The sequence below is a fragment of the Nonomuraea glycinis genome (assembly GCF_014646515.1).
Classification (GTDB): Bacteria; Actinomycetota; Actinomycetes; order Streptosporangiales; family Streptosporangiaceae; genus Nonomuraea; species Nonomuraea glycinis.
Genome location: NZ_BMNK01000013.1, coordinates 34,611 through 46,621, shown reverse-complemented (window position 1 = coordinate 46,621; position 12,011 = coordinate 34,611). Strand labels below are relative to the sequence as shown.

The following is a 12,011-nucleotide window of genomic DNA, read 5'->3' as shown; positions in this document are numbered from 1 at the left end:
CGGGAACTGTTAACCGTTGACGTCGTGCTGACCGTATACGGACTCGTGCCAGGGGATCACGAACCGCTTGAGGCTGTTGACCGCGAAGTACAGCACCAGCCCGAGAACGGACAGCAGCATGATCGTGGCGAACAGGGCCGGCGCGTCGAGCTCGTTGAGCGTCCGCACCACCAGGTAGCCGAGTCCCTCGTTGCCGCCGAGGTACTCGCCGACGATCGCGCCGATGATGGCCAGCACGATGCCGACCTCCATGCCCGCGAAGACGTACGGCATGGTGCTCTTCAGCTCCAGGTGGTTGAAGGTCTGCCATCTGGTCGCGTTGAGGCTGCGCATGACCTCGCGCTGTCCCTTGTCCACCGAGCGGACGCCGAGCTGCACGTTGAGCATGATCGGGAAGAACGCCAGCATCGCGGACATGATCACCTTGCTGGTCATGCCGAAGCCGAACCAGATCACGAACAGCGGGATCAGCGCCACCTTGGGCACGACCTGGGAGGCGACGATGAGCGGGCGGAGGCTGAGCTCGATCCAGGCCACCTTGCCGAGCAGCACGCCGACGGCCACCCCGAACGCCAGGGCGATCAGGAACCCGCCGATGGTCTCGGCGGCGGTGACGCCGGCGTGCTCCCACGTCTCCGGGTCGACCACGACCTCCGTCAGGCTTTCCAGCACGGCCAGCGGCGGCGGCAGCACCAGGGGGGAGACCTCGAAGGCGCGGACGAACGCCTCCCAGGCGAGGAAGAACACCAGCAGGATGAGCGGCGTGCTCACCCAGGGCAGGATCTTGCGGACGCGATCGTTGTTCACCGCTCAGCCCTTCTCATCGTCGTCGAGCGCGTGGCGCAGGTCCCGTTCCATGGCGCCGAACGCCGCTTCCGTCTGCACGTCGATGGAGCGCGGACGCTGGAACTCGACGGTCTTCACCTGGCGGATGCGGCCGGGCCGCGGCGTCAGGTGAACCACGCGGTCACCGAGGAAAACCGCCTCGGTGATGTCGTGGGTGATGAAGACCACGGTGGCCTCGGTGGCCAGCGCGATGCGCTGCAGTTCGAGGTTCATGCGTTCGCGGGTGAGCGCGTCCAGAGCGCCGAACGGCTCGTCCATCAGCAGCAGCTTCGGACGGGTGCTCAGCGCTCTGGCGATCGCGACCCGCTGGCGCATGCCACCGGACAGCTCACGAGGATAGGAGCTCTCGAACCCGCCGAGGCCGACCAGCTCGGCGAGTTCGGCGGCGCGGGCCAGTCTGTCGGCCTTGCCGTCACCGCGCAGCCGCAGGGGCAGCGCGATGTTCTCCGCGACGGAATACCAGGGGAACAGGTTGGCTTCCTGGAACACCACGCCGAGCTGGGACACGACCGAGGTGTCCGCCTTGGTGCCGTCCCACAGCGACCTGCCCTCGATGAGGATCTGGCCGGCCGATGGGCTGAGCAGCCCGGCGAGCATTCTCAGCAGTGTGGTCTTCCCGCAGCCCGACCGTCCGATGATCGAGACGAACTCACCGTCGCTGATGGTCAGGTCGATGCCGGACAGCGCCTGCGTGTGCGCGCGCTTGGTCCGGAATTCCTTCCCGATCCCGATCAGCTCAAGTTTGGCCGGCCCGGGTGACGCGGCCGGCCGAGCTCCCGCGGTCTTGTCAACCGTCCTGGCGCTGTCCGCTGCCATCCGGCTCCTCCCGTCGATCTCGTTCATAGATCCGTCCTGTTGGTCCCCGCCGGCTGTTTAGGCCTTGGGCAGCATGCTGTTGTCGTACCAAGCGGCAGGGTCGCCGCCGGGCTTGACCATCCCGGCGTCCAGCAGCTCCTTGTATCCGGCGGCCCACGCCTCCTCGTCCACGGTCAGCAGCGGCCCGCTCAGGTCTCCGCCCATCCAGCCGTTGCGCAGCATGGTCAGGCTCGGCCTGGCGATCTTGTCGTCGTCGAGCGTGGCGAAGGAGTAGTTCTTCCGCAGGATCGGGAGCGCCTTGTCGAAGTTCGTGTCCGCGACCAGCGCCGCGAGCGAGTCGTGGACTCCCGCCAGGAACTTGCGAAGGTCATCCGCGTCCTTGACTAGGGCGTCCTTCGAGGTCACGTAGACCTGCGAGTCGGCCTTGGCGTACTTGGCGGGGTCGAACACCCCCACGTCGGGGTCCTGGTTCACCAGGATGTTGGCGACGTCGACGGTCGTCACGTAGCCGACGATCCGGCCCTGCTTGACCAGGCTGAACGTGCCCGGGGTGAGCCCCACGACCTGGCGCTTGCACTCCTTGGGGTCGAGCCCGCCGGAGGCCATCACGAGCGAGACGACCTTGTCGCTGTTGCCGCCCTCGGAGGGCACGCCCATCGTCTGGCCGACGAGGTCGTCCGGCTTCTCCACCGGGTGCTTGCTCTTGCTGTAGACGAAGCGCACGGCGGAGGTCCGGAAGCACGTGCCGATGTTGATCAGCGGCTGGTTGCTGTCGGTGATCGCCGCCATGACCTCCATCTGACCGAGGCGGGTGATCGGCGCGACGCCCGCCAGCATCGTCTGCAGCGCCTGGGAGGTGCCCTTCGTCTGCTGCAGGGTGACGTCGAGCCCGTGCTTGGCGAAGAAGCCGCCGGCCACCGCGTACAGCTCGATCGCCATCGACAGCGTCTCGAGCGGGATACCGCTGAGGAACGTGAACGGCTTGAGGCCGCCCTCGGCGCTCGCGTCCGTGCTGGGTTCATCCGAACCGCAAGCGGCCAGCAGCCCCGTCCCGGTCACGGCCATCCCCATGGTGAGAGCGGAGCGGGTGAGGAAGGACCTGCGGCTGAACGAGAGCGAACTGGGGGGTGTGTTGGGCACGATCGTTCTCCTAGGTGAATTCTGGTCGGCTCACAGCCTCAGCCAACCGACTTGAGACTTACGCCACATTGGCGCAATGACTACCCGTCTTTCCGCATATCGGAAGAACCGGCGTAACCTGTTCGCTTCTGGGGAGCACCCAACGCGCGTGAAATCCCCCGGGTTGTGCCCTGAAGGTGCGCAAGGCGTGGTCCGTACGATTCGGTGTTCGGCAGAATCACGGAGAGCGCCGCCACGACCGTACTCGCCGGACCGTAGATGGGCGCCGCGACCGAGATGTACTCCTGGCGCACCGGAGTGGTCGCGTAGCCCAGGCGCCGGATGTCGGCGAGCTTCTGCCGTACCTCGCGCTCGGTGACCGGCGGATGCCAGTCGGGCACGGCCAGCGGCCCGGTCAGCACCTCGTTCTGCAGATCGAGCGGCGCGTACGCGAGCAGGATCAGCCCGATCGCGGTGGCGTGCAGCTCGTAGCGCATGCCCGGCAGGGTCCGGTCGGTGGCCGTCTCCTGGCTCAGGAAGCGCTCGACGAACACCACCTGGTCCTTCTCCCTGATAGCCAGGTGCACCCCCCGGTGGGTGGTCTCGAACAGGTCCTGCATGAACGGCAGGGCGACCCGCTGCAGGCCCACCGACCTGGGCGTGACGGACGCGACCTCCCACAGTCGCAGCCCGACCCGGTAGACGCCGACGTCGTCGCGCTCCAGCGCCCCCCAGTCGTGCAACTCGCCCACGATCCGGTGGGCCGTGGTGAGCGGCACCCCGGAGCGGCGGCTGATGTCGGAGAGGCAGAGCCCGTCTTTCGCGTTCTTGATGGTCTCCAAGATGCGCAGGGCTCGATGGAGGACGGATCGCCGCTCGTTCGTCATCCCCATCGCTCCTTCCACCACCCGCCCACCCCGGCCGGGGCACGGGAACGATCCAGGCAGTTAAGGGCATATATCAGGCTATCCAGCGAGTGCGCCACAGAGCACACCGCATGCCCATCATCAAGAGCGGCCGAAGGGCGGACAACAGCGTTGCCGCCTCACGAGATTGTGCGGATCCGGCCTTCCGGTATACGGAAAGCGCGGTAGTCATCACCCGGCCTGTGGAGCGAACTTGTCACCATGGGGCGCGTGCCACGGTGCACTACGTTTGCGCCCCCCACCTCACGAGCTGGAGGCGTTGGGGACATGGCAGGACGAGAAAAGCTACTCGATCCCACAGGCTTTGACGACAGGGCGACGGACAGCACCCTCGCGCCGCGGCCGGCCAGCCTGCGCGGGCTGACCATCGGCATGCTGGACAACACCAAGCCGAACGCCGTGCTGCTGCTGCAGGAGATCGCGGGCGAGCTTCAGCGCCGCTGCGGGGCCGGCGAGGCCATCCTCTACACCAAGGACTACTTCGGCACGCCGGTCAAGGAAGACCTGCTCAAGCAGGTCGTCGACGAGTGCGACGTGGTGATCACGGCGGTCGGCGACTGCGGCTCGTGCAGCGCGGCGACCGTCGCGGACGGCATCCTGCTGGAGCGGCTGGGCGTGCCCGCCGTCAGCATCGTCTCGGACTCCTTCCTGGTGTCCGGCGCCGCCATGGCCAAGGTCCAGGGCTTCCCCGGGTTCGAGTTCCTCGCCGCGCGGCACCCGGTGGCGAGCCTCGACGAGGACGAGATCCGCGACCGCATGCAGGCCCTGATGCCCGAGGTGCTGCGTGTCCTCGGCGTGGAATCCTGAGAGGGAGAGATGAGCACACTGATCGAGGCTCCGCTGGCCGACGCCGCGGAGATCCGCTCGACCATCGAGTACTACAACAGCCAGAAGTGGACCGACGGGCTGCCGGTGGTGCCGGTCACCGAGTCCTACCTGAGCGAGTTCCTGGCCCGGACCAGCCGTGATCCCGACGAGATTCTGTTCACGATGCCGCACCTGAACCGGAGCCTGACCATCCGGCTCGCGGCCATCAACGCGGCCATGGCCGGCTGCCTGCCGGAGTACTTCCCCGTCGTGCTGGCCGCCTGGGAGGCGACCGCCGCGGAGCCGTACCCGAAGAGGGGCATCTGGCAGAGCACCACGGGCACCGCGCCGCTGCTGATCGTGAACGGGCCGGTGCGCGAGCGGCTCGGCTTCAACAGCAAGGGCAACGTGTTCGGCTCCGGGTTCCGGGCCAACGCGACGCTCGGCCGGGCCATCCGGCTGGCCGCCATCAACGTCTTCGGCCTGCACCCGCACCAGCTGGACCAGGCCACCCAGGCCACGCTGGGCAAGTACTCCGCCTGCATCGCGGAGAACGAGGAGGAGAGCCCGTGGGAGCCGCTGCACGTCGAGCACGGCTTCGACCCGGCCGACAGCACGGTGACCGCGATGGTCTTCCGGTCCAACCTGCACATCGAGGCCCGGCACACCGGCAGCCCCGAGCAACTCGGCCTTGACCTCGCCAACTCCATCCGCCGTACCGGCGCCCTGCTGCACGAGACCAGCAGCGCGCTCGTGGTCCTCGGCCCCGAGCACGCGCAGTTGTTCGCCCGGGCCGGCTGGGGCAAGGACGACCTGCGGCAGTTCATCTTCGACAACTCGGTGAACTCCCGGGAGGACCTGGTCGCGGTCGGCAAGGACGCGCTCTCCCAGCACACCCGCTGGCGGCTGCCGTCCGGCCACCCGGACGCCATCCCGGACGAGGCGAGCGCCACCGACACCCCGGACCTGGTGCCCGCGCTGAAGGTGCCGTCCTCGGTCGTGATCATGGTGGCCGGCGCCAACAACGCCGGGGTCTCCGCCATCATCGAGACGTTCGGCCGCCGGGGCGACACCCCGTCGACGGTGAAGGTCCAGGACCATGGCTGACGCGGTGCTGGACGGCGCGCTGGAGAAGTTCCGCGAGCTGATGGCCACCGACGGCTACGAGCTGACCTATTCCGTGGCGGGCGAGGACCGCGTGGTGGTGGAGATCGTGGCCGGCGCCGACGCCTGCGCCGACTGCCTGGTGCCGCTGCCGATCATGGAATCGATCATGTCGGACGCGCTGGCACCCACGCCGTACACGCTCGATCATGTCGTGATGCCGGCAGAGCACTAGAAGGAGCGACCCGTGGACCAACCGATGACGATCATTGAGCCGAGCCACCGAACGCCCGTGTACGGCGAGTTCGACGTGGTGGTCGTGGGCGGCGGGCCCGCGGGGATCATGGCGGCGGCGTCCGCCGCCCGCACCGGACGATCGGTGATCCTGCTGGAACGGTACGGCTTCCTCGGCGGTGCGGGCACCGCGGGCGGCCTGAGCACGTTCTGCGGGCTGCACGCGAAGGTGTACGGCGAGCACCGGCGGGTCATCCGCGGCCTCGCCGACGAGCTCCTGGACCGGCTGGAGCGGCTGGACGGTCTCTCCCAGCCGCACCTGACCATCAACGACGGCATCCAGGCCCAGGCGTTCGACATCTCCAGCTACAAGATCGCGGCGGATGAGCTGGTGGGCGGCTCGGGGGCCCGCCTGCTCTTCCACGCGATGGCGGTCGGCGTGGTGATGTCCGACCCGGACACCATCGACGCCGTGCTGATCGAGTCCAAGTCCGGCCGGGCGGCGGTGCGCGGCCGGATCTTCATCGACGCCTCCGGCGACGGCGACGTGTCGGCGTGGGCCGGAGTGCCGTTCGAGAAGTCGCCGGCCGACAACGGGATGCTGTACCCGTCGCTGATGTTCCGGATCAACGGCGTGGACGTCGCCGCCGCCGGGGACAGGCCGTGGCGGACGGTCGAGCGGCTGATGGACGCCGCCGAGCGGGCCGGCACGCACACGTTCCCGCGCAAGAAGCCGATCGTCCGGCCGCAGCGCAACCCGCTGGAGTGGCGCGCCAACCTCACCCAGCTCAGCAACCCGGACGGCAGCGCCGTCGACGGCACCGACGTGGACCAGCTCACCCACGGCGAGCTGCAGGGCCGGCGGCAGGTGCTGGACGCGTTCGCCTTCATCCGGGACAACACGCCGGGCTTCGGCGACTCCTACATCGTCGACCTGGCGCCGCAGATCGGCATCAGGGAGACCCGGCGCGTCTTCGGCCGCTACCGGCTGACCGAGGACGACGTGCTCGACTGCGCCGACTTCCCGGACACCATCGGCGTGAACGGGTGGCCGGTCGAGGCGCACGTCGCCGGCACGGTCGACTTCCGGTTCCAGCGCGGGGAGAACCCGCGCGGCTTCAACCAGCTTCCGTTCCGGATGATCGTGCCGGAACGGGTCGGCAACCTGTACGTGGCCGGCCGGTGCGCGTCGCTGACCCATGACGCCGCCTCCGCGGCCCGGGTGACCGGGCCGTGCTTCGTCATGGGCCAGGCGGCGGGCACGGCGGCCGACCTGGCGCTCGACGCCGGGGTCGGGTGCGGCGACATCGACGTGGCCACGCTGCAGCTCAAGCTTGAGAAGGCCGGGGTCTACCTCGGCCGGGAAGAGGTCACCCCGTGAGTCTGCGCAGCAACTTCGAGCCGGGCACCACCAGGTGGGCGATGCGCCGGGCGCAGTGGACGGCACTCGGGCTGACCCCCGAGGACATGGAGAAGCCGAAGATCGCGATCGTGAACAGCTCGTCCGACCTGGCGAGCTGCTTCAGCCATCTGGACGACATCGTCGGCCCGCTGAAGCAGGCGATCCGCGCGGCCGGCGGCATCGGCTTCGAGGTGCGTACGGCCGCGCCCAGCGACGCCATCACCAGCGCCGGCGCGGCCGGGCAGTACATCCTGCCCAGCCGGGATCTGATCGTGGGCGACATCGAGGTGGCGGCCGAGGGCGCGCTCCTGGACGGCATGGTCTGCCTGGCCTCCTGCGACAAGACCACGCCCGCCCACCTGATGGCGGCCGGCCGGCTGAACATCCCGACGATCGTGGTGGCCTGCGGCTACCAGCCGTCCGGCGTCTTCCGCGGCGAGCACGTCGACTTCGAGGACGTCTTCCTCTACGCCGGCCATGTCGCCTCGGGCCGGATGACGGTCGCCGACCTGGCCGAGATGAGCAGCTGCGCGATCACCGGCCCCGGCGTGTGCGCGGGCATGGGCACGGCCAACTCCATGCACATCGCCGCCGAGGCGCTCGGCATGGCGCTACCCGGCAGCACCCCAGTGCTCGCCAACGGCCCCCGGATGTGGCAGACGGTGGCGGCGGCCGGTCAGCGCATCGTGGAGCTGATCGACGAGGACGTCCGGCCGCGCGACATCCTGCTTCCCGGCGCCTTCCGCAACGCGGTCACCGCGATGCTGGCGATCAGCGGCTCGGTCAACACGCTGAAGCACCTGCAGGCCGTGGCCGTGGAGGCCGGCTCGGACGTGGACGTCTACGCCCTGTTCGAGGAGCTCGCGCCCAAGGTGCCGCTTCTCACCGCGGTGAAGCCGAACGGCGAGCGGCGCATCGACGAGTTCGAGGCGGCCGGCGGCACGCTCGCCCTGCTGCGCGAGCTCGGCCCGATGCTGGACCTCGACCAGCCCACGGTGGCCGGGCCCACCCTCGGCGCGGCCATCACGGCCGTCGCGCCGGTGTCCTCCGGCGTGATCAGCCCGCTGGACCGGCCGGTGGCCTCCGACGTGATCCGCCCGCTGGACCGGCCGCTGGCCCGCCACCCCGGCATCGTCATCGTGCGCGGCACCCTCGCCCCTGACGGCGGCGTGGTCAAGCGCACGGTCACCGACGACGGCGTGCACCGCTTCAGCGGCCCCGCCAAGGTCTACCGCTCCCGCGAGGAGGGGATCGCCGGCATCCGCGGCGGCGAGGTGCGCCCCGGCCAGGTGCTCGTGCTGACCGGCCTCGGCCTGCGCGGCTCGCCGGGCATGGGCCTGACCTCGGCGTTCGTCTTCGCCCTGGACGGCGCGGGGCTGGGCGACCAGGTGGCCGTGGTCACCGACGGGCAGATGTCCGGGCTGGTCAACAAGGGCCTGGTGGTGGCCGAGGTGAGCCCGGAGGGCGCCGTCGGCGGCCCGCTCGGGCTGGTGAGGGACGGCGACGTGATCACCGTCGACGTGGACACCCGCACCATCGACCTCGACGTGCCGGAGGCCGAGCTGGCCGAGCGGCGCGCGGCCCTGCCCGCGCTCGCCGCCCCGACCGGCTGCAGCTGGCTATCGGTGTACGCCCGCACAGTGAGCCCACTCGCCCAGGGCGCGACCCTGAGCAAGTGAGCGCACGGTGAGCCCACTGGCTGGGGGCGCGCCCTGAGCCAGTGGGCTCGCTCTACGCCTCTTCGCTCGGCCGCAAGTAGACCGGCGGAGGGCGTTCGCAGGTGCTCGTGATGGTTACGGCGACGCCGGTGTGCGCCGAGGACAGCAGCGCCTCCATGACGTCGAGCACGTGGAAGGCCAGCGCTCCCCCGGCGCGGGGCTCCTGACCCGCCGGGGTCGACGCGAAGTCGGCCAGCCCGACCCCGCGCCCCGCCTCGACGTAGCCCGCCGAGGCGGGCAGATCCTGCCAGCCGTCCGCCCCCGACACCAGGACGGACCCGTCGAAGTGGTTCGGGTCGGGCACGACGAGCGAGCCCTTCTCCCCGTGCACCTCGATGTTGGACGCCCTGGTCGCCGTCCCGTCGAAACTCATCACCAGGGTGGACAGCGCCCCCGAGGCGTGCACGAGCACGCCGGTGACGTGGGTGTCGACGGTGACCGGGATCTCCTCGCCCTGACGCGGGCCGGAGCCGATCACGCGCTTGGACCGGGTACGGCTGGCCGCGCCGATGACCGACGCCACCGGGCCGAGCAGCGTCACCAGGCTGGTGACGTAGTAGGGGCCCATGTCGAGCAGCGGGCCGCCGCCCGGCAGGTAGTAGAAGTCGGGGTTCGGGTGCCAGCGCTCGTGGCCGGGCGTGATCATCGTCGCGGTGGCGGCGATGGGCGTGCCGATCAGGCCGTCGTCGATCGCCTTGCGCGCGGTCTGCGTACCGGTGCCGAGGACCGTGTCGGGCGCGCATCCCACCCGCACCCGGGCGGCGTCGGCGGCGCGCAGGACGCGCTCGGCCTCCTCGGCGGTGGCGGCCAGCGGCTTCTCGCTGTAGACGTCCTTGCCCGCCGCGATGGCCTGCAGCGCGATCTCGGTGTGCGCGGCGGGGATCGTCAGATTGAGTACGACGTCCACCCGCGGATCCGTGACCAGCTCGGCCACGGTCAGCACGTCGACCCCCGGGTAAGGGCGGACGGCCTCCCGGGCCCGGTCCGGGTCGAGGTCCGCCACGGCGACCAGCCGCAGCCCCGGCAGCCGGTCGATGGTGGGGAAGTACTGGGCCGAGATGGCCCCGCAGCCGACGACGCCGACGTTCACCGGCTGGCCCACGACATGCCCCTCTCGACGATGGTGCGCACGCTGTCGTTCTGCAGGACGTCGAGGCTGTGTCCCGGGGTCGCGACGAAGATCTTGCCGCTCCCCCACCGCCGGGTCCAGACGGCCGGTGAGGTGACCTCCCGGTGCCAGGGGTCCCAGGGGCGGATCTTCTGGGTCGTGGTGGCCAGCACGTCGATGTAGTCGTCCGTCAGCACCCAGTACTGCTCGGTGACGAGGTCGAAGTCGGCGATGCCCTCGGTGATGGGGTGGTCGGCCGCCTCGGGCAGCATGTTCACGGTGTACGGCACGAAATTGTGCTCCTGCGTGCCCATGCCCGCAAGGCTCGGGTCCTTGCCCGGATGGCAGGCGAACTGCCCGCCGATCAGGTGCAGATAGTCGGAGGAGTTGCGGAAGGAGTCGGCGATGCCCCCGTGCCAGCCCGCCATGCCGGTGCCGGCCCGAATCGCGGCCTCCAGTCCCGTGAGCTCCTCCGGCTGGATCGTGCCCATCGTGTAGCACTGCACGATGAGATCGACCCCGGCCATGAACTCCGCGTCCGCGTACGGCGCGGGAGATTCTGACCGGACCACCTCGAACCCGTTCTTCTCCAGGTAGGGGATGAAAAGCTCGGTGGCGGCGACCGGGACGTGACCGTCCCACCCGCCCCGCACCACGAGAGCTCTCCGGCCGTTTTCGTCTGTCATGCGTTCGCCCATCGTTCAGCTGATTAACGACTCAAATCGTCGCATCTCATACCAAACCACGTAAGGGGCGCGTCAAGACTTCGTGCAGAGGGCGGTGTCCAGGGCCTTCTCCACGTTGGCGCGGGCCGGGAGGGTGGTCGGCAGATGGGTCACGGCGATGGCGGCGGCGCGGCCGTCCTCCGTGGCGGCGTTGGTGGTGTAGTAGCCGGGGATCGCGCCGCCGTGTCCCCAGGCGGTGCCGCCGCAGGTCAGCGTGACGCCGCTGAGGCCGAGCCCGTACTGGCCGCCGGGGCCGAGCTCCGGCACCTTGATGGTGGTGCGCATCTGCTTGAGCTGCTTGGGCTTGAGCAGCTTGCCGTCGAGCAGGGCGGTGAAGAAGCGGTTGAGGTCGCTCGGCGTGGAGATCATCTGCCCGGCGGTCCAGGCCTGGGACGGCTCGAACACGGTGACGTCGGTCATCGGCTTCTTCGGGTCGTCGCGGTGGTAGCCCTTGGCGTGCGGAGTGCGTACCCGCTGGTCGCCGACGTTCGGGAAGTAGGTCTCCTTCAGGCCGATCCGCTCGATCGTCCGCTTGGTGATCTCCTCGATCGCCGGGCGCTTGGTGACCTTCTCGATGATCAGGCCGGCGACGAGGTAGTTGGTGTTGGTGTAGACCCACTTGTCGCCGGGCGGGAACTGCGCCTTCTTCTTCAGCGCGATGTCCAGCAGGTCGCGGGGCTGGAAGTAGGAGTGCTGGTAGGGCAGGGCGCCCTCGGCCAGGAAGTCGGTGTACTCCGGCAGGCCGCTGGTGTGCTGCAGCACCTGGCGGACGGTGATGCGCCGCCCATCGACGCCCTTGCCGCGCAGCAGGCCGGGCAGATAGGTCTCGACCGGGCCGTCGAGCTTGACCTTGCCCTCGCCGACCAGCTGCAACAGGGTCACGGAGGTGAAGGTCTTGGTGTTGCTGCCGATGCGCACGTACCCGTCGGCCGGCACCTCGGTCTTGGTCTTCAGATCGGCCACCCCGGCGACGTAGTCGGTCGTGTTCCCGTCACCGTCCTGCACGGCGGCCAGGGCCGCAGGGAACTTGTCCTTGCTCACCAGGTCGTCCAGGGCCTTCTGGACAGCCGGCGCGGGGGCGTCCGCTAAGGCGGCGGTCGCGGTGGGACCGGCCAGGACGGCGAGGGCTAGCACGGAGGCACCGGTCAACTTGCGGGAGCGTGAGTTCGTCATGGGACCAACCTAGGGGCCGGGCCGGGGCCGCCT

The 12,011-nt window shown here is 69.7% G+C and carries 12 protein-coding genes; 5 read left to right on the top strand and 7 right to left on the bottom strand.

All coding sequences use genetic code 11. The features are described from left to right. Window positions 1-9: 9 nt before the first annotated feature. The 4 genes from IEY87_RS30730 to IEY87_RS30715 all read right to left on the bottom strand — a co-directional run bounded on the left by IEY87_RS30730 (window position 10) and on the right by IEY87_RS30715 (window position 3,668). Entirely contained in the window at window positions 10-807 is a 798-nt protein-coding gene (locus IEY87_RS30730) for an ABC transporter permease (RefSeq protein WP_189142319.1), read from the bottom strand. Between the two features lie 3 nt (window positions 808-810). After that, the gene (locus IEY87_RS30725; RefSeq protein ID WP_225277797.1) at window positions 811-1,689 is read right to left on the bottom strand and encodes an ABC transporter ATP-binding protein; all 879 of its coding nucleotides are present in this window, start codon (window positions 1,687-1,689) and stop codon (window positions 811-813) included. Between the two features lie 30 nt (window positions 1,690-1,719). Then, window positions 1,720-2,802, bottom strand: a complete 1,083-nt coding sequence (locus tag IEY87_RS30720; RefSeq protein WP_225277796.1) for an ABC transporter substrate-binding protein — start codon at window positions 2,800-2,802, stop codon at window positions 1,720-1,722. Between the two features lie 80 nt (window positions 2,803-2,882). Continuing rightward, entirely contained in the window at window positions 2,883-3,668 is a 786-nt protein-coding gene (locus IEY87_RS30715) for an IclR family transcriptional regulator (protein WP_189142318.1), read from the bottom strand. Window positions 3,669-3,974: 306 nt separating this feature from the next. On the opposite strand from IEY87_RS30715, the gene IEY87_RS30710 reads away from it, so the two are divergent. From IEY87_RS30710 to ilvD, 5 genes are read left to right on the top strand one after another with little or no spacing between them, the layout of a single operon-like run. After that, window positions 3,975-4,514 carry a UGSC family (seleno)protein gene (locus IEY87_RS30710; protein WP_189142317.1) on the top strand — a complete coding sequence of 180 codons (540 nt, stop codon included), beginning with the start codon at window positions 3,975-3,977 and terminating at the stop codon, window positions 4,512-4,514. A gap of 9 nt (window positions 4,515-4,523) precedes the next feature. After that, window positions 4,524-5,621, top strand: a complete 1,098-nt coding sequence (locus tag IEY87_RS30705) for a hypothetical protein (RefSeq protein WP_189142316.1) — start codon at window positions 4,524-4,526, stop codon at window positions 5,619-5,621. Further along, window positions 5,614-5,853 carry a hypothetical protein gene (locus IEY87_RS30700; protein ID WP_225277795.1) on the top strand — a complete coding sequence of 80 codons (240 nt, stop codon included), beginning with the start codon at window positions 5,614-5,616 and terminating at the stop codon, window positions 5,851-5,853. The genes IEY87_RS30705 and IEY87_RS30700 overlap by 8 nt, the downstream gene beginning before the upstream one ends. A gap of 12 nt (window positions 5,854-5,865) precedes the next feature. Next, a complete protein-coding gene (locus IEY87_RS30695; RefSeq protein WP_225277794.1) occupies window positions 5,866-7,233 on the top strand; it encodes an FAD-dependent oxidoreductase in 1,368 nt (455 codons plus the stop codon). Continuing rightward, complete coding sequence (ilvD, locus tag IEY87_RS30690) at window positions 7,230-8,933, top strand: dihydroxy-acid dehydratase (RefSeq protein ID WP_225277793.1); 1,704 nt, start codon at window positions 7,230-7,232, stop codon at window positions 8,931-8,933. Before IEY87_RS30695 ends, ilvD begins: the two co-directional genes overlap by 4 nt. 52 nt (window positions 8,934-8,985) lie before the next feature. Here ilvD and IEY87_RS30685 read toward each other — a convergent pair whose 3' ends face one another. From IEY87_RS30685 to IEY87_RS30675, 3 genes are all read right to left on the bottom strand, one after another. Beyond that, on the bottom strand, window positions 8,986-10,074 hold the full coding sequence (locus IEY87_RS30685; RefSeq protein WP_189142315.1) for a Gfo/Idh/MocA family protein: 1,089 nt from the start codon (window positions 10,072-10,074) through the stop codon (window positions 8,986-8,988). Next, complete coding sequence (locus IEY87_RS30680; protein ID WP_189142314.1) at window positions 10,059-10,766, bottom strand: ThuA domain-containing protein; 708 nt, start codon at window positions 10,764-10,766, stop codon at window positions 10,059-10,061. The genes IEY87_RS30685 and IEY87_RS30680 overlap by 16 nt, the downstream gene beginning before the upstream one ends. A gap of 72 nt (window positions 10,767-10,838) precedes the next feature. Further along, complete coding sequence (locus IEY87_RS30675) at window positions 10,839-11,978, bottom strand: serine hydrolase domain-containing protein (RefSeq protein WP_189142313.1); 1,140 nt, start codon at window positions 11,976-11,978, stop codon at window positions 10,839-10,841. Window positions 11,979-12,011: the final 33 nt, after the last annotated feature.

Coding starts and splice junctions, on each gene's coding strand:
- IEY87_RS30725 (WP_225277797.1), bottom strand. CDS start 1,689: ATGAACGAGATCGACGGGAGGAGCCGGATGGCAGCGGACAGCGCCAGG.
- IEY87_RS30715 (WP_189142318.1), bottom strand. CDS start 3,668: ATGACGAACGAGCGGCGATCCGTCCTCCATCGAGCCCTGCGCATCTTG.
- IEY87_RS30710 (WP_189142317.1), top strand. CDS start 3,975: ATGGCAGGACGAGAAAAGCTACTCGATCCCACAGGCTTTGACGACAGG.
- IEY87_RS30705 (WP_189142316.1), top strand. CDS start 4,524: ATGAGCACACTGATCGAGGCTCCGCTGGCCGACGCCGCGGAGATCCGC.
- IEY87_RS30700 (WP_225277795.1), top strand. CDS start 5,614: ATGGCTGACGCGGTGCTGGACGGCGCGCTGGAGAAGTTCCGCGAGCTG.
- IEY87_RS30680 (WP_189142314.1), bottom strand. CDS start 10,766: ATGACAGACGAAAACGGCCGGAGAGCTCTCGTGGTGCGGGGCGGGTGG.
- IEY87_RS30675 (WP_189142313.1), bottom strand. CDS start 11,978: ATGACGAACTCACGCTCCCGCAAGTTGACCGGTGCCTCCGTGCTAGCC.